Origin of the sequence: Microbacterium sp. B19(2022) (assembly GCF_012030385.1) — a bacterium.
GTDB lineage: Bacteria > Actinomycetota > Actinomycetes > Actinomycetales > Microbacteriaceae > Microbacterium > Microbacterium oxydans_B.
Window position 1 is genome coordinate 70,996 of sequence record NZ_JAAUVO010000007.1, and the last position, 22,347, is coordinate 93,342.

A 22,347-nucleotide genomic window follows, 5' to 3' on the forward strand; every position below is an offset into this window, starting at 1 on the left:
GAGCGGCTGTCAGTCGCGCGCGCGTTCCCATCCCGACCAGTCGGGGCGGTCGACGATGCAGAACCGGTTGCCTTCCGGGTCTTCCATGATCACGTAGTCCGCGTCGACCGGCAGGTTGTCCCAGTGCACCTCGCGGGCGCCCAGCTCAGTGAGGCGGCGCACTTCAGCCGCCTGATCCTCGGCGTAGATGTCGAGGTGGATGCGCGGCGGCAGCACGCGTTCGGAGTGGTGCGCGTCGAGGGCGATGCAGGGAGCGTCGGCGTCGCGGGGTTTCAGCACGACCCAGTCGTCTTCCGCCGGGTCGCGTTCGACGTAGTCGAGGGCGGCCTTCCAGAAGCGGGATTGTGCGGGGAGATCGTTCACGCGGATCACGATCGATGCGAGCTTCAGCATGCGGTCGAGTGTAGGGGCGCCGAGTGCGGGCCTCAGTCCCCTTGTATCCGGGTCGATAGGGTGCGGAGTCCTCGGCGTCCCACCATGACCGCCTGTTGCCACCGCGCCGACGACATGGGATCCTGGCCGCGTCGATTGTCAGGCTGATGGGGGGAGCGAGCATGAGCGTCTCAGGGCAGAGGAGTGGGGTCATCCGCACCCGACCGCACGTGGTGAGTCGCCTCGTGGTCCCTGCGGTCGCCGCCGTTCTCGCACTTCTTGCGGGCATCGCGACAGCGGCGGCACTGCCGGATCTCACCATCCGCTACCTGAGTTTCGCGACGATGATCGCTGCGGTCCTCTCCGGTGTGGTCGCCGTGCGCCGCGGAACGGCGTGGGTGAGAGCCGTCAGCGCGATCGTCGCCGTCCTGACCCTCATGCTCGGGTCCACCTTCTTCGGCTTGACCTACTCGTAGACATCGCTCCGCCGCGAGGCGGGCACGGCAGTCGTCGGGGCGTGCCGAAAGAGCCTGCCTCGGAACGCGAAACGCCCCCGCCGTTCGGGTCGGCGGGGGCGTTGGTTTCGCGGGTGCGGGTTACTGCACCGACCATCCGCCGTCGGAGGCGAGGATGGCGCCGTTGATGTTCACGGCATCGTCCGACAGCAGGAACGTGATGGATGCCGCCAGGTGCTCGGCCGTCGCGACGGTCGGGATCGCCTGCTGGAACGGAGCCAGGCGGCCGGAGCCGTACTCGGACATGTTCGGGGGCATCGGGATGCCGGTGGCGACGCCGCCCGGGGCGACGGAGTTCACGCGGATACCCTTCGGCCCGTACATGAAGGCGGCCGACTTGGTGACGCCGATGATGCCGTGCTTGCTGGCCGTGTAGGCGTTGCCGGAGGAGTTTCCGCGCAGGCCCGCTTCGCTCGAGACGTTGAGGATAGCGCCGCGACCGGCGGCCTCCATGACGGGGATGACCGCGCGCATGAGCTTGAACGGGGCGGTGAGGTTGATCGCGATGACGCGGTCCCAGACGGCATCCGGGGTCTCGCCCGCGGGGGAGAAGTCGTCGTTGATGCCGGCGACGTTCGCGAGGCCGTCGATGCGGTCGCCCGCGGCGGCGATGACGGCGTCGATCGCGTCCTGCTTCGTGAGGTCGCCGGCGACCGTGACGATGTCGGCATCCGGGAGCTCGGCCTTGAGGGCGTCGAGCTTCTCGGCGGCGATGTCGCTGGCGATCACGCGTCCGCCTTCGCGGGCGATGCGCGAGGCGGTGGCCTTGCCGATGCCGGAGGCGGCGCCCGTGACGATGACGGTCTTGCCGGCGAAGCGGCCGGAGGTGACCTTCTCGTTCCAGCCCGCGGACTCGTCGTCTTCGGGGATCTCGCCGCCGTTGGCCGCGCGCACCAGGTCGTCGACCACCGACTGCGGGAGCTGGCCCTGGCTCATCGCGACGAGCTGCTGCAGGGGCAGGCCCAGCACGGGGGTGAGGAGTTCGGGGTCGGCGCCGGTCTGCTCGAAGAGTGCGCGGATGAGGGGCCCGCCGGTCGGGTCGTTCATCCAGTCGCCGATGGTGGAGTGTGCGGTGAGGGCCATGCTCATTCTCCTTGTTCGAGTTTCGCAACGGTGCGTCTACTTATATTCCAGTGTACGCCTGAGTACGCTCGAAAGGTGCCCCGTCCTCGTAGTGAAAAAGCCCGTCAATCCGTGCTGGAGGCGATGCGGCGCGCGCTCGCCGCAGACGGGTACGAGGCCGTGACGATCGAGGGTCTCGCCGAGTCTGCGGAGGTGTCGAAGCAGACGATCTACCGGTGGTGGCCGTCGAAGGCCGCGATCCTTGGCGAGGCGCTGCTCGAGGGATCAGTGCCAGGGGCGGATGTCGCGGTGCCGATGACGGCCGACCTCGGGGCGGATCTGCGGGCGTGGTTCTCGGCGATGTCCGCCGGGTTGGCTCGGCCCGAGGGAGTGGCGCTGGCGCGGGCGCTCATCGAGGTGACGGCGGCCGATCCCGAGTTGGGGTTGATCTTGAACGAGCGGCTGGCCGCGCCGATCCGCGAGTGGGTCGCCGAGCGAGTGTCGCGCGGGCGTGCCGACGGGGATGTGCGGGCGGACGTGGACGCTGCCGCTATCGCGGACCAGTTCATCGCGATGGCGTCGTACTTCGCGTTGATCGGACAGCCGTTGAGTGCAGAGCGGGTCGAGGAGACGGTGGTGCGGTTGTTGCGGGGGATTGCGGGGTAGGCGGACGGTGACCCGCCCCGCCACTGAGTGAGTGGGCGGGACGGGTTCTGGGATCCGGAATTAGGATTCGCGGGAGCGTCGTTCGCGCCAGATGATGCGCAGCACCAGAGTCAGCGCGCCGAGCATGAGCACGAGGCCTGCGAGCCAGAACACCCACACGACGTCCTGGAACAGGGGCGCGTTGGCGGCGACTGGCAGCGCCCCGCCGACGAGGATCATTGCCACGACGACCGCACGCTCACGCGCCGTGCCGCGGACGCGCTGAGTCATCACGAGACCATCGCCTTCGCTGCGCATTCCCCGGTCGTGGAAGGTTCGAAAATCGTCATTGCTACTCCTTCGTTGATCGACCCCGCCCTAACCGTTAAGACGTTATCGCTGTCCCGAGTGCTCAGCGACGCGATGGTGGTGCCCCTGGATCCGCCGCAGACGAAGCATATCGGACTGTCCTCATATGTATGCTTTGATTGGTCGCATGAAGGTGAGCAGGCGACTTCGGAGCCCGCGGATGCATTTCGGTCCAGTGCGCGGTCGGCGTCGGTGGGCCGTCCGGGTACGGAACTGCTGAGCCCGAAGCCATGCTCTACGTCGCGGTAGGAGTAGCTCTTCTCCTCTGGGGAGCCTTGGCTGGACGAGCGGGGCGGAGGGCAGGCACTGTTCTCGCACTCATCCCCATTGCGGTGTGGTTCGGCTTCCTGGCGTGGTTCGGATGGACAGGAGGCCTTGATGCCCCAGCCGCAGATGCGCTTCCCGCGTACCTTGTGATCGGGCTGCTTGCTTTCTTTGTCGGATCGAACCTCGCTAGCGGGGCCGGAGCTTCGCGGAGCGCCCGTAGGGAGCAATGACCTGCTGATGGATTGGGGGACGATCGTGACGATGAGTATCGAAGGCGCGATTCTGACGTACGTGTTGACTGCTGCTCTGGCCGTGAGCGCGGGCCTTGTGCTCGGAGGGGCGCCACTGACGACCTATAAGAGGACGGGCTTCATCCCAGGTCTTCTGATCATGGGAGTGGTCGTCGTGGTGGGCTTCGCTCTCGGGGCGCGCGCACCGTGGATGGGCCCGATCTTCGCCATGGTTTCCTTGCTGACCAGCACGCTCGCGGCTGCGGCTGAGAAGAGGAACGAGTCGGCGTTCGCAAACGAGACCTTCTGGAACCGCGTGATCGCGGTGCTCAATGTGCGGCGCGGCGTGCCCCTTGACGAAGTCGGCCGCAATGTGCGGGATCCTGAACTGTGAACGAATCTGCCGTTGCGTATTCGGCCTTTCCTGAGGGGCGCGAACTATGACCGGGTCGATGTTCAGCTGGTGGGGTCTCCTCATCAGCGTGGTCGTTCTCGTCGTGATCCTGGCGATCGTGTTCTTCGTCGTGCGGGGGATCGTTCGGTTCTTCCTGCGGCGCAGGCCGGAGCAGCCGGGGCCGCCCAGTTCCTCTCCGGAATGAGCAGGCGGCGGGTCTGGGGAGACGGTGGTTGAGTATCCCGTTCGTCGAGCGAGCAGCGGGAGACGAACCCTCGCGCTCGATGCGGCTCAGGCGATTCGGTGAAGGAGGACCAGAACTCCTGCGGCGGTGTGGATCGAATCGTCGTCGACCGTCTTGCCGCTGATGAGTGCGAGAAGCATCCTCTCGATGGCCCGCAGGATGGCGTCGATCTCGGCGGCGCGGTGGGGGTCTTCCACGGCGCGGTCGTCCCACCGTCCCCGGAATCGTCGGAGGAGTTCGAGGATGAGGCCCTCGAAACTCGCGGTGTAGCCGCTGACGCCGAACTCGAGAGCGTCAGGCCACCACGGTTCGCCGATCATGTCGTGCAGTTCGCTGATGGCCGCGTCGAGCTCGTCGGGGCCGGATAGTCCGCGGCACGCGTTCAGGAAGTTGTTGCGGTCGAACTGGTCCCAGCGTGGTGAAGGCGTCAACTGTGACGCGCTGGTCCGTGGGGGTGCGGTCTCGCGGCCCCATCCGCTTTCGCTCAGGCGGGTCAGGTTCGATTGGATGAGGGAGAGGCGTGCGCGGACGTCGCCGCCCTGACTGTCGACGGTGGAACTCAGGCTCTCCAGGCGCGACTTGGTCTCGGTCGTCGTCCCGTCAATATGGGTCGCCTTGTCGCGCGTATCCGTGATCTTCTCGTCGACCTTCTGAACCAGCTTCTTCAGCGTGACTCCGAAGGCGCTGAACTCCGAGAGGTCGGGCCAGAGGAGCAGCAACACGAAGATGACGGCTGCGAGCACGCCGGCGCTCGTGAGGTCTGGTCCCGAACAGGTGCGGGTGAGTCCTTCCTTCTCCGATTCGACGACCTCGCAGACCTGGAACCATCCCGCGAGGGAGAAGTACACGGCGGCCCCGACGATGACCAGCACGAGGATGTACCGGATGAGTCGTCCACCCGGGCTCGTCAGCCCGTCGTGGAGCTTCTCGAGCGTCGTCCGTTCGCCTTTGGGTGGCACTGCGGGCGGAGCATCGTTGGGGGTCATGGCCCTCATGGTGGCAGAGCGCGGGGTGCCCGGGTAGACCTTTTCCGGGCGCGTTCACTCCCCGTCAGCCCGCGGTGGTCGGATGTGGCTGCGCCTTCGTAGGTCCTTCCGCGAACCGCGCCTGCGCCCGGTCCTGACGCCTCCCCACCTCGACGAGCTCCGTCGCCTTCGGCAGCCCCATCGGTTTCGTCGAGACGTACACGCTCTCGGCGGTGTCGACGCGGAAGGTCTCGTGCCACACACCGACCGCTCCGGGAGCCTTGCGGGCTGCGCGGTTGAAGGCGGTCCAGGCGGGGCGGTGCTGCTGGTTCGGGCTGGATGCGTAGGCGTAGAGCTTGTCGACGGATGACCAGTACTGCACGACGTAGGGTCCGCCCGAGCCGAAGAGCAGGTGGTAGCCGAGCATGCCCGAATCGGGGTCGGTGCTGAGTTCGCGCAGCATCCCCGGCATGGCGAAGAAGGCCGGCATCCACAGGTCGGGGCGCCACCAGCGGTTGATCTGCATCCCGATGTGGAACACGACGAGCTCGCCCTCGTGGCGGTGGGTCATGCGGCCCGTGACGACTTTCGACATGATGACTCCTTGGTTAGATAGCGACACTATCCATAATGGATAGCGCTACTATCGAAGTCAAGAGGTGGCCATGAGAATTTCCGAACTGTCAGCCCAGACCGGCGTGACCGTGCCGACGATCAAGTACTACCTGCGCGAAGGGCTGCTGCCCGAGGGCGAGCGCAGTGCTCCGACTCAGGCCGCGTACGGCGAGAAGCATGTGGAGCGGCTGCGGGTGATCCGGGCGCTGCTCGATGCGGGGGTGAGCATCGCCGAGACGCGGCGGGTGCTGGCCGCGCTCGATGAGCCGCCGGAGAACGCGCACAACCTGCTCGGGATGGCGCATGCGGCGATCACTCCGCCGGTGGACGATTCCTTGGACTTGACGGACGCTGGGGCTCTTGTGGCAGGGCTCGGGTGGAAGCCGGGGATGTGTGACCAGGCAGTGTTGTACGCGGTCGCGCGGGCGCTGCAGGGGTTGGAGCGGGTCGGGTTCACCGTGCCGGATGCGGCGATGGCGGAGTACCTCGCGAGCATGCGGCGGATCGCGGATGCGGAGATCGCGGGGGTGCCGGAGGAGTCTGCGGAAGCGGCGGTGCGGTACGTGGTGTTGGGGTCGGTGTTGGTCGAGCCGTTGTTGCTGGCGTTGCGGCGGGTGGCGCAGCAGGTTAGTTCGGGGGAGAGGTTTGGGGGAGGCTGAGGAACTAGGCTCCCATCCTTCGCTTCGCGGGACCAGGGCTTCACCCAACGCGAACGCGGAGTGAAGCCCCGGGCGGAGTCGCGCGGTCCTTCTCTGCAACGCCGGTGTGTGGCCCGCAAGCGCGGGCTGCTACCGCTGGGCGCATCTATCAATATACGTCGCCACCGCGCTTGCGCTGCAACGAGTCGTAGTAGTCGTCGACCTCCCATTGGAAGAAGCGAGTCCACGGTGTCGAGCCACCCGGCCGGAAGTTTGAGGGGAGCCGAAGTTTGCGCGCCAGGTCACGCTTTCGCTGCCGTAACAAGAAGGGCGAGTCCAGAAGGGCGCAAGCAAGAAGGGTAGCCCCGGTCTCGGGCGTCCCATCCTCCGTGGCAAAACTAGCCGACTCGATGGCTAGATCTTCGAGTTCAGCGCGAAGGTCGTCGAGATCCGGTCGTCGTCGACAATAGCGAAGCGTCGTCAGAAGCGCGATCGCGTCTGGCGAGCTCTCCTTCAAGTTGAGCAACTTCCGTAGTTCCGGCGCTGAAACACCACCGTCTTCGTGCATGGACGCGAGGGCATCGAGGAGGATGAGAGAGTGCATCGGTGCGCCTGAAGTGGCGGGCGGTCGATGTATCTGACGAGAGAGCTCCTCGGCGATCTTAGATTCCACGACCGCACGCATCGCCCTCGGCATTCCGGCGACAGACATGAAGCGGAGCGCTGTGTGGGCGATGCGAGCCAGTTTGACGCTGTGAGACGCAGCAACGCCCCCGGCGAACAGCGAGACCGCAACATCGATCGTGTTGGTGAGAAAGCGTGCGACGCCGATCCAGTCCGCCTGCCGGGGTCGGTGTTCTGGGGCGTCTTCGTCCGTTGCTATCGACTGCCAGCGGCGCAGCGCGCGTTCGAAAGCGAACTCGACCTGTACAAGGGCATAGTTTGCTAGATCGCCGTGGCTCAGTCCCGTGCTGAGGAGGGCATCCTTATACTCCAGCAGTAGTGCCTCGGTGGACGTGACGAGGATGGGGAGGTTTCCCGGATCGCCATCTCCGACCTCCGCCGTGATGAGTCTACGAATCGACAACTTGAACTTGTACTTTGCTATGGAGCGTTCGGACACTAGGGGTGTTAATTGGTCCTTTCGCTTGGCGTCATTAAGGTAAAGTCGGAACTTCCGTAGCTCCTCGCTTAGAACGTTCACTATTCGAGCTGCGTCTTCATCTGAGGCGCAGAATATGAAGAAATCGTCTACGAATCTACGGATCTCGTAGTCGCGACGATGAAGCAAAGGATCGTTACTTAAACGGAGGGCTCGTTCGGCGCGCACGTCGACCTCTTGCAGCATGACTTCTGCAAAAATCCGGGAGACTTCCGGGCCGATGAGAATACCGTGAGTTTCCAAGTCATTGGCGCTCTGCATCAGTTTGTCAAAGCGTCCGCCAAATGTCGAGGTGGTACTGTTCGTCCGTGTCTTGCTGTCCTCCAGGCCATTCGTCACCCAAGATATGGCATGGGTATAAATGCTGTCGAAACATCTCGTCACGTCCACATGAACGAGGCGCGCGTATTTCCGCTCGAGAGTTCTCATTTCCGGCGATTCGTGGAACTTATAGATATGTGAATATCCCCCATATGTGAAGAAGGAACGGAGTCTCTCATATTCCCTATCGTCTTCCTCGACGCCGGTGGGCTCGTGATCCAAATTGCTCGAAAAGACGGCGTCCCTGAACACTGAGAATCTCGCAACATCGGAGGCGTGCCGGATCGAGAAGGGACTTCTCTTTGTATAGTGCAGAATCGAGTCGGCGTGTCGCGCATAAAAATCGACGACAGCGAGCTGGGATCGCGGGTGCATCATCGACACTGAACGTATGCCGCTCGCATTTTTGCCAATGTTGAAGGAAAGCGACTTTGTTCGCGGGAACTCTTGCTCACGACCGAGGCGCGGATCGCAAAATGTAACGGACGTACCCTGAGCGGGGCGCGATACGGATACAACTCCCCCGAAGATCAATGAGAGGACCGAGGACGTCGACTCACCGATCCACTGAGCAGTAACAGTTCTGCCGCTGATTCGAATCTTCAGCTCGGAAAGTAGGGCAACGAAACCTGCGTTGTCGAACGAGACCGGAAGTTCGTAAGGCAGCACGTCTGAAAGTAGAGCCCTTTCAGCCCGCGACGAGACCTTGTTCTTGTTGGTCCTAACCACGCCACACCGCCACTAGTCGCTTCAATTGATGCTGATTGTATCGATTAAAGATCTTCTCATTGAATCCACTCACGAAAGACATCCCGCTCAGCCGGTTGTGGACGCGGGTCGGGAGCATGGATCGATATGTATCGACCAGCTGATTCAGCGCGGTATCGAGGTCCGCAAGCGAGACAGAGTCCGGTGATAGGTGCGGGTAGTTGAAGTAGATGCCGGTAACTGCCCGACCTTTACTGTTCGCAAGCTTGGTGTTGCTGGTGAGGAAACGGACGCGATCCGTCAGGAGTCCCTCATGTCCGGCGTTAGCGAAAGAAGTCGAACCCCACCTCTTGAAAGATGCGTCCAATCGGTGCAGGTATCGATCTATCGCTCGCTGTGACATCTCCGTGCGAACGGCGCCTCCATTCTTGGTCAACGCGTAGCCGAGAAAATCGATTGGAGTCGAAATATCGAAGGGATCCTTCTTTGGAACTGCATGGGGCACTGGGTCGATCCGCTGGGTCTTTGAATTGCTCAAGGACAGGCCGAGTTGCGCGATCGACTCGTTAATCAGAATTTCAACTCTGTCTCTGTCTTGGCTGTTCCGCGCGACAATGACAATGTCGTCGACATAGCGACCGTAGAAATGCACTCCGTGGTCGCCAATAATTGAGGCATCAATTTGGCGCGCGTAGATCTCTGCAAGGTACGCAGAGACCCCGACCCCCGTAGGGATACCGACTGTTCGTGATGTGAGTTTGGACCATTCTCTGAGGAGCTGTTCGATGAGGTCGATGGACGTTCTGGACAGCCCGCGTGTCTCACGAAGGTGACTCATCAGTCGGGTGTGCTCGATCGACTCGTAGAACGCTTGAATATCGACTCGTAGAATATGGCGTGGCAGCTTGCCTGCGAGCGCGTCTTTGAGCTGCGCTATCAATCGATTTCGATTAGGGGCGGACAGGCCGTGCGCGGTCTTTAGATTCGACTCCAATTGTTTCATGGCAAAGTAGCGCAATGGGTCTGAGGTCGTGGCGTAAGTCTGGCGAGTGCCGACAACCGCGCCCGCACTTAGCTGCCAACTAAAACTTGATTCATCCAAAATGGCCGACAGCTCGTCGCTCAGGACAGAGAGCTCCGCCTGGAGAGCGTCACGCTTGGCCTTTTGCTTCTCGGCGATCGCTGGCCTGAAACTTGCGTATTCGGTTAGAGCAAGTTCCGGATTGGACTTCCATAGCGGAGCGCATGTCTTCTTCCGAATCGAATGAAGTGTGCGTAGCTCGTTGATGATCTTGCTGACTGAGGCGAACATGCGACCGGGGTCCGAGTGCCCACGCCGTGCCTCCAGCGTCGCAATTCTGAAGAAGCTGGCCGCGGTATATTCAAGGTGACGTGCCATGTGTCTTCTCTTCATCCTCAGTCTGACTCGTGTCTCGCGCCATTCGACTGGCAACCTCAGTCTCGTGGTTCTTCAATTGCCCTCATCGGCCAAAGTCGAAGCCAGTCGAGCTCGAAGAGCTGGATCACACACATAGACGGACGTGCCGCGCATCCCACGTGTTAGCAGCACCCCATAGATGTTCCGGATGAACGTCAACAGATCGTCGTCCCCGAACGCATCCTTCAGGTGCCCGGTGTTCTCCTTGCCCTTCTTGTCCCGATAGCTTTCACGATCCGCGATGATTCGCCCGGTTGCCGGGTCGAGGCGGAGGTCCGGTCCGATGATGACGCCGGCATAGTTCAGGTCGTACCCCTGCACGGTGTGGATCGAGCCGACCTCTTCGAGCGACCCCTTCGAGTTGATCCAGTCCTTATCCGTGCCGTTCCACCGCATTCGCTCGCCATCGAGCTCGATGTCGAATGCGTCCGGGTTCTTCTTCGAGACCCAATCCCACGCGTAGCCTGCGACGAGGCGGGAAAGACCGACCTCGGCATCCTTCTGGCGGATGGCATCGCGCATCTCTCCGAGGTCGTCGAAGAGGCGGAGTTCATACTCACCGAGGTCGGGGAGCGATGGCGCTTCATCCCGCAAGAGGGCGCGGACGAACTCGACATAGTCGGCGCCAGCCTGCACGCGCATCTGGGTCGTCAGACGGAAGAAACGATGCGCTTCCTTTGCCCCGCTGATCTCCGCGCTGAGTGCCGCCGGAGAAAGGTCGTGAGGCCGCACGCTCTGCTCCCCGTCGACGAGTAGGAGCTGATGCTTGCTGCGAGCCTTGATCCAGTCGAGCTGGGTGTAGCGAGGGTCATCGCTCCCGAACAGAGCCTCGTTGATCTCGCGGAACTTCTTGTTCTGCACCCCCGACGCCTGATTGGCTCGCTGCCCGAGTCGGTGCGTCTCGTCGACGAGAACGAGGTCGTAAGCCTCGTCCGATTCACCGAGTTGGAAGGGCGACATCACCATCCCAGCATCGAGCTTGGGCGTCTTCTTGAAGACCTTCTTCACCGACATCCGGAGAGACTGCTGCGGGATCACGAGCGCCATACGGAGTGACTTGAGCAGCTCGCGATTCTCGGGGACGAAGAACTCCGAGAACATCGAGTCCGGCTCAGCCCCGTCGCGGTCGTCGTAATCGCGGATGTCGGCGAGCAACTTCATCAGGAAGATCGCGATGATCGTCTTCCCTGTTCCCGGGTTGCCCTGGACCACGAGCGTGGACTGAGCGCCGGGGTCCTGGAGGTCTTCGAGCAACCCCTCCAGGATGTCCATGATCGCGATGCCTTGGTCGTCGGTAAGAGCTTTGAAGGGCGACAGCTTGAAGAGGTCGGAATTCTCGATCTGTGGGATGCTGCGCGAGAAGAGCCCCTCTGCTCGCAGCGCTTCAAATACATCGCGGAACGACTCGCGGTAGAGGGCGCGGTCGTAGTACTGAGCATCTGTCAGACCGTCGTTGCCATTGAGGATGCGGTATTGGCCGTCGCCCGAGAACCAGCGAATGAGATGCGATTCAAGGTCGAGACAGACTGACTTGTTGAACGTGTGATCCACGACGACGCGGATCGATTCAAGGGACTCGTTCTTCTTCGAGCCGGCGAGGTGCTGACGCATCCGTGTAGCGGCGCTCACCGTCTCACCTACGTAGAGCCCGGGCGAACTGCGCTTGGCGTCGCCTTCGATCACATAGACAACCGGCCAGTTGGTGTGCCGGGTGTCGCCGCGCGCCCACGTATCAACAGCGTCACGGCGGAAAGGAAGGCGTTGGATGCTGAAATCTGTCACTCCGGCGCCTCGGAAAGCTTGGTGTACTTCGTCATCCGGCCCTTGGCGAGCTCCACCGGATACTTCGCCTTCGTCGACTCCAACTTCTTCATGACGATCTCGTCGAGATCAACGCCGATCTTGTTCGCGAGGTGGATGCAGTAGGTGACAACATCTGCGAGCTCCGCTTCGACCTGTTCTTGGTCGAAGTCAGCGGACCACTGGAAGCACTCGAGGAGTTCGCCGGCCTCGATCGAGATGCTCTTGGCGAGGTTCTCCGGCGAGTGGAACTGGTCCCAGTCCCGTTCGGCTACGAAGGCGCGAAGGGCGGCGAGAGTCTGCGGCGACGGCATGATGCGACGCTAGCAGGGTCGGGGTAGGGGCCCCGAGGACACTCCCTGTTAGCTTGCTCTCGGAGGCATAGTGAGCGAGAGCCGCGTTATCGAGGTCGTTGCAGCCGTCATCGAGCATGAAGGCATGATCCTTGCGTGCCGCCGTCGACCTGAGAAGGCGGCAGGGGGAAAGTGGGAGTTCCCCGGGGGCAAACTCGAAATGGGTGAGACGCACAGCGAGGCTTTGGTACGAGAGATACGCGAAGAGCTCAGCACCTCAATCGAGGTCACCGCCCCGCTTCGAACGGATGACACCGTGGTCGGCGAAAGCACCATCCGCCTCATTTGTCTTCGCGCCAGGTTGCTCGGAGAGCCACCGACCCAGAGCCTCGATCATGATGAATTGCGCTGGGTTCGTCGTAGCGATCTGCCGGATCTCGATTGGGCCGCCCCGGACCTGCCAGCTGTCACGGAACTTGCGGCCGGATCGCCTACTCGATGACCAAGAACCCCTCGTCGTCGCGGACGATCAGGAGGATTCCTAATTCGGACAACAAGGCCTCGAGATGTGCGATCGGTCGACTGGGAAGCAAGACGACGGGAATCGCGGGCCTGCCGGATTTCCGAGCGAGTAGCGAGTAGTCGAGGACCTGCCCAATCGCGGTGCGGACATATTCACGAGCGGGCGACTTCTTCGCTTCGACGATCCAGCCAGACTCCGAGACATAGAGATCCGGCTCGATCGTGGCGCCTGCGGAGCCCAGGCGAAGGCGCTGAGGAGTCTCACCACGGGACTTAATCCACTGCCCGAAGTCCTTCTGCAACTCCAACTCGATTCGGGAGACGACGCGCTCACCAGGGATGAGTGGTGCTCCGACGATGTACGACGAGGACTCGGGAGGTGTCCACGATGAGGCCTGTGCGCTTTCCGTGAGGGGCGCGGATGGCGCATCGAGTGCTTCCACATCGGCGTCAACTGGCACGAGTTTGAAGATGATTCCTTCTCGAAGATTCCCGTCGGAGTCCGGGATCGTCTCGATGCTGAACGCTGGCTCGCCTGTCGTGAACTCCCCCACATAGGTGACGTAGGTGCCTTGTTTCGTGAGCAGGCGGATAGGACGCCCATTCTTGGCCGCGTCTCGAAGCGCTGTGTTTCCACGCGCGAATATCTGAGGGCCGCGCTGGCCTTCGCCCGTGTAGAGAAAAGAGCCATCTTCCTGCAGTCCTTCAAACGCGTCATATCCGTGCCTCGCTCCGCTTTCCGGACTGGTGATGACGAGGATGTCGGGAATCGACCTGGGCGTGATGATTCCCCCCTGTTCCTGGCCTCCGTAAGCGGCGTGAATCTCTCGTCGCAGCACGGTGTCGCCGATCTCGAGAGTCCAGAGCGCCGGATCGGTGGGTCGGAGCTGCCGGGCGAACCGAGTCCGCACGGCGTCGGCCTGACTATCCTCGAGCTCCCATCGGTCAACGCCTTCGGGCAGCCTGCCGTACTGCTCCCGGAGGAAGCCGCGGATGCGCTTCTGGTTGACGTTCAGTTCGAGCGAGAGTCGGGCCGGCGTCGTAGTGCTCACGCGACGCAGCATATCGATATGCTGCACCACCCATGCTCCGCTCCCATGTCCGCTATCGTCTGGATCAAAGCGTGTTCAAGGACGAACGGAGTAACGGTGGAGTTTTCAGAGCGTCTCGATTCCCTCGCAACGAAGGTGAAGAACCAGGCGACGGCGATCGGGACCGAGGAGGCGACGAAGAATGCGTTCGTCATGCCGTTCATCTCGACGATTCTTGGTTACGACGTCTTCGACCCGCTGGAGGTCGTCCCTGAGTTCACGGCCGACGTGGGGACCAAGAAGGGCGAGAAGATTGACTACGCCATCATGCGCGACAGCGAGGTTCAGATCCTCATCGAGTGCAAGCCGTCGATGGGTTCGCTCAAGATCGAGCACGCTTCTCAGCTCTTCCGCTACTTCGCCGTAACCAACGCGCGCATCGCCGTTCTGACTAACGGCGTCGTCTGGCACTTCTACACAGACCTCGATGCTCCGAACCGGATGGATGCGAAGCCGTTCCTCGTCCTTGACTTGCTCGACATCGACGAGACCCTGATCCCCGAGATTCAGAAACTGAGCAAGGAGAGTTTCGACCTCGACTCGATCATCAGCGCGGCCGAGGAACTCAAGTACATCGGCGCCCTCAAGCGAGAGATCGCGAGCCAGTTCCGCGAGCCGACTGACGAGTGGATCAAGTTCTTCGCGACGCGTGTCTACGACGGTTCGTACACGCAGAAAGTGCGGCAGCAGTTCACGGGGCTGGTCGGCAAGGCTGCGCACCAGTTCCTGAACGAGCGCGTGAATGATCGCCTGAAGACTGCTCTCGGCGTGAGCGGAATCACGCACGCATCGGACCCGTCGCCGGCCACGAGCGCAGAGGTCGCGGAAGCAGACCTCGATCGCGACACCGAGATTGAGACCACTCTTGAAGAGCTCGAGGGTTACCAGATCGTGAAGGCGATCGCCTGTGGCGAGGTTAAGCCGCAGCGCGTCACGCACCGTGATGCAAAGAGCTACTTCGCTGTGCTGCTCGATGACAACAATCGGAAGCCTGTAGCGCGTCTTCACTTCAACGGCAAGCAGAAGTACTTGGGGCTGTTGGACGAGGACAAGGTCGAGACGCGGCACGCGATCGAAGAGCTTGACGAGATCTACGCGCACGCCGACGGGATTCGCGAGGCGGTTCGCAGGTATAAGGACTAACGCATGCAAACGGGCAGCAGCCCCGCTTTGCCGGTTGACGCGGAGCGCAAGGGATTTCTCTTGTGCTCCGCTGTCTTTTGAGGACGAGTACCTGAGGCCCTACTACTGCGTCAGCTTCACAAAGTACTCATACCGGTCACCCGGCGATGAGCTCGACACGTACTCCACCGGCCGTCCAGACGTATCGCTCGTCCACCGGTTGATCGTCAACAGCGGGAACCCCTCCGCGACTCCCAGCGCAGATGCCTGCTCCGACGTCGCGGCCTCGGCGCGGATCTTCTCGCTCGCCTCTTTCAAATAGATCCCGAGCTCCGCGAACAGCGCATACAGCGACTGGGTCCGCTCCAGCTCCGAGGCCTTGAGTCGCGCACCGATCTCGTCGGGCACCCACGACACCATGAGGCAGAACGGGCGGTCGTCGTTCATGCGCACGCGGGAGATGCGCCAGAGGTGTGCTCCGGGCAGGAAGTCGGTGGCGTTGAGAGGCGGCGAGGGGTCGGGCTCGATCACGATGTCGCGGATGCCGGGCCGCAGGCCGAGGTCGCGCATCACGTCAGTGAAGCTGCGCAGGTCGCCGAGTGTGTGCGTCATGCCCTGCTCGCTGACGTAGGTGCCTGACCCGCGCTGACGACGCAGCAGGTTCACCTGCGTGAGCACGTTGAGGGCCTGGCGAACCGTGTTGCGGCTAACACCGAAGAGCTCGCCCAGCTCCAGCTCGCCGGGGAGGCGTTCACCGGACTTCCACCGGCCGTCCGCGATCTCCTGTCGCAGTTGGTCGGCGATCTGCTGGTAGGCCGGCTTCGTCACCCTGTCACTGTGCCACACCGAAGATGTACCTACACATATTTTCAAATGTACCTACACCTATTGAAGTTGTACCCACAACTTGGTATCGTCGCTTTCACGCTCGCACCCGACGTCACCATACAAGCCAGGCGAGCCACCCCTCGATCAACGAAGAGAAGAGATCATGCAACGACGCACCCACTTCCGCCGCACCGCAGCGACGGCCGCCGCTCTGCTCGCCGCTCTCGGCCTCCTCGCCGCCTGCACGGCCCCCGATTCGTCCACGTCGCCCGGCGCGACCTCCGGCAGCGGCGACGGCGACACCCGCATCGCCTTCGTCTCGCAGGTCGAGGGCATCCCCTACTTCTCCGGCTTCAAGACCGGCGCCGAGAAGGCCGCCGAGGAGTTCGGCGTCTCGTACACGCAGTCCGGGCCCGCCAAGGCCGACTCCGCCGAGCAGAAGCGCATCGTCGACGGACTCGTCGCCCAGGGCTACGACGGCATCGCGATCTCGCCGCTCGACCCCACCTCGATGGACGGATCGATCGCCGCGGCATCCTCCGCCGGCCTCGCCGTGATCACCTCGGATGCGGACGCCCCGAACAGCAAGCGCAGCGTCTTCGTCTCGCAGGCGAGCGACGAGGAACTCGGCCAGACCGCCATGGACCAGATCGCCGAGCAGGCCGGCAGCAAGGGCCAGTATGCGATCGTCTCCGGCGCAGCGGATGTCGCGACCTTCAACTCCTGGTCGCAGGCGGCCGTCGATCGCCAGGAATCCGAGTACCCCGACATGGAGCTCGTGGGCGGCATCCGCCACACCGCCGACAGCGCCGAAGCCCTGCGCGAGGCCCAGGACCTGCTGACCGCCTACCCCGACCTCGCCGGCATCATCGCCGTCCCTTCGACTGCGGTTCCGGGTGTCGCCCAGGCCGTGCAGAACGCGGGCAAGGCCGGCGACGTGGCCGTGACCGGATTCGGCAGTCCCAAGACCGTCGCCCCCTTCATCGCCTCGGGCGTCATGAAGTCCAGCGTGCTGTGGAACGTCGAAGACCTCGGCTACCTCACCGTCTGGGCGCTCACGCAGGTCATCGAGGGCAAGGACTTCGCCGCCGAGAACGACGTGCCGGGACTCGATGAGCCCGTCCGCTACGACGAAGCCACCCAGACCCTGCTGCTCGGCCAGCCGACCGTGTTCACCAAGGAGAATGTCGATGACTTCGACTTCTGACCCCACCCCGCTCCTCGCGGTCAGCGGCCTCTCGAAGAGGTTCGGCGCGGTCGTCGCGCTGGAAGACGTCTCCCTCGAGGTGCGCCGCGCCGAACGCCTCGCGATCATGGGTGAGAACGGTGCCGGCAAGTCCACGCTCATGAAGCTCCTCGCCGGGGTCTACAGCCCCGACGAGGGCACCATGACCCTCGACGGCGAGACCTACGCCCCCGCCGACCCGCACGCCGCCCTCGCCCTCGGCGTCTCGACGGTGTACCAGGAGCCGGCCTTCTTCGCCCACCTCTCGGTGATCGAGAACCTGTTCATGGGCAACCTGCCCCGCACCCGACTCGGCTCCGTCGACGCCAGGGCGATGCGCCGCGAGGCCACCGCGCTGCTCCGGCGACTCCACCTGCCGGAGAAGCTCCTCGACCGCAAGATGGGGGAGCTGTCGCTCGGCGAGCAGCAGCAGGTGCTCATCGCCCGCGCTGTGCGGGTCGACGCGCGCATCCTCATCCTCGACGAGCCGACCTCGATCCTCACCCGAGCCGAGTCGGAGCGCCTGTTCGACATCGTCGACACGCTGATCGCCGCAGGCACCTCGGTCGTCTCGATCACCCACCGCTTCGACGAACTCGAGCGCCTGGGCGACCGGTTCATCGTGCTCCGCGACGGCCGGTACGTCGGCGAGACCGACGACCCCGCACAGGAGCCGCTCCTGAAGATGATGGGCGGACGCTCGGGTGCGGCCCTGGCCCCGCTCGCCGCCGAAGAGCGCCCGCCCCTTCCCGAGGGCACCGCGCCCACGCTGACCGTGGACGGTCTGACCGTCGACGGGCAGTTCGCCGACATCTCGTTCGAGGTGTTCCCCGGACGCATCACGGGTCTGTACGGACTCGTCGGCGCCGGCCGCAGCGAGGTCGCCCTCACGATCTTCGGCGCGACCGGCGTCACCTCCGGCGCGATGACCCTCGGCGGACGCCCGTTCACCCCGCGGAGCACCCGCGACGCGCTGAACCACGGCGTCGCCTACGTCCCGGAAGACCGCAAGACTCAGGGCGTCTTCCCGTTCATGAACGTCACCGAGAACCTCACGGCGTCCACGCACGAGAAGATCACCACGACCGGCGTCATCCGCGTCGCCAAGGAGCAGGGGTTCGTCTCGTCCTGGATCACGAAGTTCTCGATCAAGACCGCGACCAGCCGCGCCGGCATCCTCACCCTCTCGGGCGGAAACCAGCAGAAGACGCTCCTCGCCCGCGCCGTCGCCACCGAGCCGCGGCTGCTGATCCTCGACGAGCCGACCCGCGGCATCGACGTCGCCACCAAGGCGGAGATCCACCGCGACATCCGCGAGCTCGCCGCGACCGGAGTCGCCGTGCTCGTGATCAGCAGTGAGCTGCCCGAGCTGATCGCTCTGTCCGACCACGTCCACGTCCTGAGAGAGGGGCACATGACCGCCTCGTTCACCCGCGAGCAGGCGACAGAGGATGCCGTGCTGCGCGCCGCCGTCGGAGCGGGGGTGAGCGCAGGTGGCTGACTCCCGCACCCTCCGGCGCGTGCAGCTCGCGCTGCTCCCCGTGCTCCTCGTCGTCGAGTTCATCGTCTTCTCGCTGCTGTCGCCGCGCTTCTTCACCCCGGAGAACCTCGCGAACATCGCCTACAACTCCGCCGACCTCGCCTTGGTCGCCGCCGGCGTCACGCTCGTCGTGATCCTGGGCGGCATCGACGTCTCCACCGGCTTCGCGGTCGGCATCGTCGCCTGGACCGTCGCGAAGCTGAGCGGCGCAGGCCTCCCCGCCTTCGTGGTGGTCTTCGCGGCCCTCGTCGTCGGCGCCCTGCTCGGCGCGATCAACGGCAGCCTCGTCACGTTCGGCAAGGTGCCGCCCATCATCGCGACGCTCGGCACTGCCGCGATCTTCCAGACCGCACTCTTCGCGCTCTGGAACAGCAACGACCTGTTCGCCAGCCCGATCGCCCCGATCTTCTCTGGCGAACGCGTGCTGGGCGTGCCCATGGTCGTCGGCCTGGTGATCGTCGTCTACGCCTTCCTCGCCTGGTTCATGCACAAGCGCCCCTCGGGCCGCGAGCTGTATGCGACCGGCTCGAACCCCGAGGCCGCCCGCCTCGCCGGCATCCGGGTCAACCGCCTCACCTTCCTCAGCTACCTCACGATCGGTGTGCTCGTCGGACTCGCGGGCCTGATCTACGTCGGCCGGGTCGGCGTGGTGCAGGCCTCGAGCGGCAACGAGCTGACGCTCCTCGCGATCGCCGCGGTCGTCGTCGGCGGCACCTCGATCCTCGGCGGCGAAGGATCCGTCCTCCGCACGCTCGGCGGCCTCGTCTTCATCGTCGTGCTGCAGAACGGGATCGTTCTCGCCGGCGTCCCGCCGCTGTGGAACGGACTCATGGTCGGCACCACGATCATCCTCGCCGTGGCCATCGACGTCCTCGCGGCCCGCAAGGCCAACCGCCCCCTCCTGAGAGGTCTCGCATGAACCGCGTGATGAGGTCTGTTCCGTGGAGTGACCGCCGCGTCTCGCTGGCGCTGCTCATCGTCATCGCCGTCGTCGTGATGAGCCTGCTGTCGCCGTACTTCCTGCGCCCCGACAACCTGCTCTCCATGACGCAGTACGGCGCCGTGCTCGGCCTGCTCGCCCTCGGGCAGAGCATCGTCATCCTCGGTGGAGGCGGTGGCATCGACCTGTCGGTCGGCTCGACAATGAGCCTGTCGGGCGTGGTCTTCGGACTCCTCGCAGTCAACGTCGGACTCGACCCGTGGGTCGCAGCGCTCGGCGCGATCGCGGCCGGAGCCCTCTTGGGGGGCGTCAACGCGGCGCTCATCACCCTGCTCCGCATCCCGCCGCTGATCGCGACGATCGCCACGCTGTACCTGTTCGCCTCCGCGGCGCTGGTGCTCACGAACGGCATCGACATCAACGGCTTCGACCGCTCCGGCTTCGCGTTCCTCGGCCAGAGCAAGATCGCCGGCTTCCCGACGCAGGTCATCCTGGTGCTCCTGCCCGCCTACGTCATCGCCGCGATCATCCTGTCGCGGACGCCCACCGGACGCCGGATCTACGAGACCGGCAACAACGCGCAGGCAGCTCTCCTCACCGGAGTGAACGTGCGCGCCACCCGCGCCGGGCTCTACATCACCTCCGGTGCGCTCGCCGGTCTCGCGGCCGTCGTCAACGCCTCGTGGCTGCTGAACGCGAAAGCGGCGGCGGGCGCGGGGATGGAGCTGCAGTCGATCACCATCGCGGTCCTCGGCGGCATCGTCATCACCGGCGGCATCGGCCGGGTGTCGGGAACACTGCTGGGCCTCGTGCTGGTCGTGATCCTGAACTCGGGTCTGCAATTGGCGGGTGTGAGCAACACCTGGCAGATCGGGCTCCTCGGCGCCGTCCTCATCGTCAGCGTCCTGATCGACACCCTGCGAGTACGGAGGCAGCGCACATGAGCGAGCTCAGCACCCTCATCCCCTCGACCCCGGCGCGGGGCGAGCGGGCGATCGACCTGCTCGTGGTCGGAGATACCGGCATCGACCTCATGGTCGACGTCGACACCCTCCCCGGTCGCGACGCGAAGTCCATCGGCCGGAGCCTCGGCATCCACCCCGGCGGCATGGGCGCGAACTTCGCGGTCGCCGCGGGGCTGGCCGAACCTCTGCTGCGCGTCTCGCTGTTCTCGAGGGTCGGCGACGACCCGTTCGGCATCGGGTGCATCCGCGCCCTCGCCAGCGCGGGGATCGCGACCGACCACGTCGAGGTGATGGCCGACGAACTCACCTGGTGGTGCGCCGTCGCGGTCGCCGCCGACGGGGAGAAGAGCCTCCTCGGCGGTCGCACGCCCGCTTCGCTGCCGGACGCTTCACGCGTCGGGGCGGACGTGCTGGCCGCGACCCGCTGGCTGCACGTGCTCGCCGACGTGCCCGGCTCGGACGACCTGATCCAGCGCGCGCGAGCGGCCGGAGCGGGGACCAGCGTCGACGTCGAAGGCAGTTTCGTCGCCGAGGATGCCGACCGGGCCAGAGCACTCATCGCGCTGGCCGACCTGGCCATCGTGAACACCGGCGCCGCCCAGACGCTGACGGGCACCACCGATGACGAAGCCGCGCTCCGTGCTCTGTTACACGACACGGCGCACCGCGTGGTCGTGCTCACCCGCGGCGCCGGAGGATCCCTGCTCGGGGCATCCGGCGGCGACGGCTCGATCACGATCTGGTCGCAGCCCAGCGTGCAGGTACCCCGCGTGGTCGACACCACCGGAGCGGGCGATGCCTTCGCCGGCACGGTGATCGCGGCACTGCTCGCGGACCGCGGCGTCGACCACGCCCTCACGGCCGCGGCCGCCCACGCGGCCCGCGCCATCAGCCACCTCGGCTCCCGCTCCGGCGGGTTACCCGGGTGGCCGCATTCCCACGACTCACAAGAAAGAGGAGACATCCATGACTGAACCGACCGCCACGACCCCGCAGACCGACCCGACGCGGTTCACCCGCCTCGAGGACAAGATCCTCGGATCGCTCGCGACCGCGGTGATCGGTGATGCGCTCGGCGCGCCGACCGAGACGCGGAGCATCCCGCAGATCCGCGCGCTCTTCGGCGGACCGGTGACCGAGTTCCACAAGCCGCTGGCCGACTCGCCCTACTCCAAGGGGCGTCACGCCGCGCAGATCACGGACGACAGCAGCCAGCTGCTCATGCTCGCCGAGGTCTTCATTCGAACGGGCACCGCGATCACTTCGCGCGACGTCGCCGACATGATCCTCGAGTGGTCGACGAACACCGACTACTTCCCGCACTTCGCCGGCCCCACGACCCGTCGTGCCGTGGCCGCGCTCAAGGAAGGGGCCGACCCCGAAACGATCGGCGCTGCGGGTGACGAGGCCACGACCGGGGCGAGCAACGGTGCCGCGATGCGCGCCGGTGCGGCCGGACTCGCCCACCCGGGCGACGTGAACGGAGCGGTGCAGGCGGCGCTGATCACGGCCCGCCCCAGTCACTTCACCTCAGTCGGTGTCGCCGGAGCCGCGGCCGTCGCGGGTGCGGTCTCCGCGGCGCTCGTCGACGACGCGACCGTGACCGATGTCGTGGATGCCTTCCTCTGGGCCGCCTTGGAAGGCGAGCGCCTCGGCCGCGAGCTCGGCCGGGAGGTCCCGGCCCCCAGCGTCTACGAGCGGGCCAAGCGCGCCGCTGAGATCGCGATCACCGAGCGCGACCAGGACCGACTCGTCACGCGCATCGCCGCCGAGATCGGCACGGGTCTGCCGGCCGCCGAAGCGGTTCCCGCCGCACTCGGCTTCTTCGTCGCCGCTGCGGGCGACCCATGGCTCACGGTGCAGGCCGCCGCGAACGCGGGCGACGACACCGACACGGTCGCGTGCATGGCCGGATCGATCGCCGGCGCGTTCTCGGGCTTCGCCGCAGTGCCGCGCGACAAGTACGCGCAGGTGCTGGAGGCCAACCCGATCGACATCGCCGACGTCGCCAAGCGACTGTACGAGACCGTTCGCTGACCTGCAGCGGACAGAGAGGGGTCGGGCCGCTGCGGTCCG

At 64.7% G+C, this 22,347-nt stretch carries 24 protein-coding genes; 13 read left to right on the forward strand and 11 right to left on the reverse strand.

The features are described 5' to 3' along the window. Positions 1-9: 9 nt before the first annotated feature. On the reverse strand, positions 10-393 hold the full coding sequence (locus HCX50_RS08045) for a VOC family protein (protein WP_167633674.1): 384 nt from the start codon (positions 391-393) through the stop codon (positions 10-12). Between the two features lie 161 nt (positions 394-554). Between HCX50_RS08045 and HCX50_RS08050 the strand changes: the two genes are divergently transcribed. Further along, positions 555-848, forward strand: a complete 294-nt coding sequence (locus HCX50_RS08050; RefSeq protein WP_167633676.1) for a hypothetical protein — start codon at positions 555-557, stop codon at positions 846-848. Between the two features lie 120 nt (positions 849-968). Here HCX50_RS08050 and HCX50_RS08055 read toward each other — a convergent pair whose 3' ends face one another. Next, positions 969-1,970, reverse strand: a complete 1,002-nt coding sequence (locus tag HCX50_RS08055) for an SDR family NAD(P)-dependent oxidoreductase (protein WP_205828935.1) — start codon at positions 1,968-1,970, stop codon at positions 969-971. A 123-nt stretch (positions 1,971-2,093) separates the two neighbouring features. Between HCX50_RS08055 and HCX50_RS08060 the strand changes: the two genes are divergently transcribed. Beyond that, positions 2,094-2,615, forward strand: coding sequence for a TetR/AcrR family transcriptional regulator (locus HCX50_RS08060; RefSeq protein ID WP_167633680.1), 522 nt, complete (start codon positions 2,094-2,096; stop codon positions 2,613-2,615). A 60-nt stretch (positions 2,616-2,675) separates the two neighbouring features. Here HCX50_RS08060 and HCX50_RS08065 read toward each other — a convergent pair whose 3' ends face one another. After that, a complete protein-coding gene (locus HCX50_RS08065) occupies positions 2,676-2,885 on the reverse strand; it encodes a hypothetical protein (RefSeq protein WP_167633682.1) in 210 nt (69 codons plus the stop codon). A gap of 606 nt (positions 2,886-3,491) precedes the next feature. On the opposite strand from HCX50_RS08065, the gene HCX50_RS08070 reads away from it, so the two are divergent. Beyond that, positions 3,492-3,854, forward strand: coding sequence for a hypothetical protein (locus tag HCX50_RS08070; RefSeq protein ID WP_167633684.1), 363 nt, complete (start codon positions 3,492-3,494; stop codon positions 3,852-3,854). A 46-nt stretch (positions 3,855-3,900) separates the two neighbouring features. After that, positions 3,901-4,059 carry a hypothetical protein gene (locus HCX50_RS08075; protein ID WP_167633686.1) on the forward strand — a complete coding sequence of 53 codons (159 nt, stop codon included), beginning with the start codon at positions 3,901-3,903 and terminating at the stop codon, positions 4,057-4,059. A gap of 86 nt (positions 4,060-4,145) precedes the next feature. Here the strand turns inward: HCX50_RS08075 and HCX50_RS08080 are convergent, their stop codons facing one another. Together HCX50_RS08080 and HCX50_RS08085 are read right to left on the reverse strand one after the other, a co-directional pair. Beyond that, positions 4,146-5,084 (reverse strand): hypothetical protein, encoded by a 939-nt coding sequence (locus HCX50_RS08080; protein WP_167633688.1) that lies wholly within the window; start codon positions 5,082-5,084, stop codon positions 4,146-4,148. Positions 5,085-5,148: 64 nt separating this feature from the next. Next, positions 5,149-5,658, reverse strand: a complete 510-nt coding sequence (locus tag HCX50_RS08085; protein ID WP_167633690.1) for a DUF4188 domain-containing protein — start codon at positions 5,656-5,658, stop codon at positions 5,149-5,151. A gap of 70 nt (positions 5,659-5,728) precedes the next feature. Between HCX50_RS08085 and HCX50_RS08090 the strand changes: the two genes are divergently transcribed. After that, complete coding sequence (locus tag HCX50_RS08090; RefSeq protein WP_167633692.1) at positions 5,729-6,337, forward strand: MerR family transcriptional regulator; 609 nt, start codon at positions 5,729-5,731, stop codon at positions 6,335-6,337. A 148-nt stretch (positions 6,338-6,485) separates the two neighbouring features. Here the strand turns inward: HCX50_RS08090 and drt3b are convergent, their stop codons facing one another. The 4 genes from drt3b to HCX50_RS08110 form a co-directional block, all read right to left on the reverse strand. Further along, the gene (drt3b, locus tag HCX50_RS08095; RefSeq protein ID WP_167633694.1) at positions 6,486-8,528 is read right to left on the reverse strand and encodes an antiviral reverse transcriptase Drt3b; all 2,043 of its coding nucleotides are present in this window, start codon (positions 8,526-8,528) and stop codon (positions 6,486-6,488) included. Continuing rightward, on the reverse strand, positions 8,521-9,906 hold the full coding sequence (gene drt3a, locus HCX50_RS08100) for an antiviral reverse transcriptase Drt3a (protein ID WP_167633696.1): 1,386 nt from the start codon (positions 9,904-9,906) through the stop codon (positions 8,521-8,523). The genes drt3b and drt3a overlap by 8 nt, the downstream gene beginning before the upstream one ends. A gap of 72 nt (positions 9,907-9,978) precedes the next feature. Next, positions 9,979-11,727 carry a DNA/RNA helicase domain-containing protein gene (locus HCX50_RS08105; RefSeq protein ID WP_167633698.1) on the reverse strand — a complete coding sequence of 583 codons (1,749 nt, stop codon included), beginning with the start codon at positions 11,725-11,727 and terminating at the stop codon, positions 9,979-9,981. Next, positions 11,724-12,059 carry a nucleotide pyrophosphohydrolase gene (locus tag HCX50_RS08110; protein WP_167633700.1) on the reverse strand — a complete coding sequence of 112 codons (336 nt, stop codon included), beginning with the start codon at positions 12,057-12,059 and terminating at the stop codon, positions 11,724-11,726. The genes HCX50_RS08105 and HCX50_RS08110 overlap by 4 nt, the downstream gene beginning before the upstream one ends. Before the next feature lie 70 nt (positions 12,060-12,129). Between HCX50_RS08110 and HCX50_RS08115 the strand changes: the two genes are divergently transcribed. Further along, positions 12,130-12,540 carry a (deoxy)nucleoside triphosphate pyrophosphohydrolase gene (locus HCX50_RS08115; RefSeq protein ID WP_337749339.1) on the forward strand — a complete coding sequence of 137 codons (411 nt, stop codon included), beginning with the start codon at positions 12,130-12,132 and terminating at the stop codon, positions 12,538-12,540. On the opposite strand, the gene HCX50_RS08120 is transcribed toward HCX50_RS08115, so the two are convergent. After that, on the reverse strand, positions 12,530-13,612 hold the full coding sequence (locus tag HCX50_RS08120; RefSeq protein ID WP_337749340.1) for a hypothetical protein: 1,083 nt from the start codon (positions 13,610-13,612) through the stop codon (positions 12,530-12,532). The genes HCX50_RS08115 and HCX50_RS08120 overlap by 11 nt on opposite strands. A gap of 96 nt (positions 13,613-13,708) precedes the next feature. Between HCX50_RS08120 and HCX50_RS08125 the strand changes: the two genes are divergently transcribed. Then, positions 13,709-14,794 carry a type I restriction endonuclease gene (locus HCX50_RS08125; RefSeq protein WP_167633872.1) on the forward strand — a complete coding sequence of 362 codons (1,086 nt, stop codon included), beginning with the start codon at positions 13,709-13,711 and terminating at the stop codon, positions 14,792-14,794. A 102-nt stretch (positions 14,795-14,896) separates the two neighbouring features. Here HCX50_RS08125 and HCX50_RS08130 read toward each other — a convergent pair whose 3' ends face one another. Then, the gene (locus HCX50_RS08130) at positions 14,897-15,601 is read right to left on the reverse strand and encodes a UTRA domain-containing protein (RefSeq protein WP_167633702.1); all 705 of its coding nucleotides are present in this window, start codon (positions 15,599-15,601) and stop codon (positions 14,897-14,899) included. Between the two features lie 163 nt (positions 15,602-15,764). On the opposite strand from HCX50_RS08130, the gene HCX50_RS08135 reads away from it, so the two are divergent. Genes HCX50_RS08135 through HCX50_RS08160 form a run of 6 tightly spaced genes read left to right on the forward strand, consistent with a single transcriptional unit; the run spans position 15,765 to position 22,308 of the window. Next, positions 15,765-16,808 carry an autoinducer 2 ABC transporter substrate-binding protein gene (locus HCX50_RS08135; RefSeq protein WP_167633704.1) on the forward strand — a complete coding sequence of 348 codons (1,044 nt, stop codon included), beginning with the start codon at positions 15,765-15,767 and terminating at the stop codon, positions 16,806-16,808. Beyond that, positions 16,792-18,327, forward strand: coding sequence for a sugar ABC transporter ATP-binding protein (locus tag HCX50_RS08140; protein WP_167633706.1), 1,536 nt, complete (start codon positions 16,792-16,794; stop codon positions 18,325-18,327). Before HCX50_RS08135 ends, HCX50_RS08140 begins: the two co-directional genes overlap by 17 nt. Further along, entirely contained in the window at positions 18,320-19,285 is a 966-nt protein-coding gene (locus HCX50_RS08145) for an ABC transporter permease (RefSeq protein WP_105723017.1), read from the forward strand. Before HCX50_RS08140 ends, HCX50_RS08145 begins: the two co-directional genes overlap by 8 nt. After that, entirely contained in the window at positions 19,282-20,250 is a 969-nt protein-coding gene (locus tag HCX50_RS08150) for an ABC transporter permease (protein WP_167633708.1), read from the forward strand. The genes HCX50_RS08145 and HCX50_RS08150 overlap by 4 nt, the downstream gene beginning before the upstream one ends. Further along, on the forward strand, positions 20,247-21,245 hold the full coding sequence (locus HCX50_RS08155; RefSeq protein ID WP_167633710.1) for a carbohydrate kinase family protein: 999 nt from the start codon (positions 20,247-20,249) through the stop codon (positions 21,243-21,245). The genes HCX50_RS08150 and HCX50_RS08155 overlap by 4 nt, the downstream gene beginning before the upstream one ends. After that, positions 21,238-22,308: an ADP-ribosylglycohydrolase family protein gene (locus tag HCX50_RS08160; RefSeq protein WP_167633712.1), complete on the forward strand. Its 1,071-nt coding sequence runs from the start codon at positions 21,238-21,240 to the stop codon at positions 22,306-22,308. The genes HCX50_RS08155 and HCX50_RS08160 overlap by 8 nt, the downstream gene beginning before the upstream one ends. Positions 22,309-22,347: the final 39 nt, after the last annotated feature.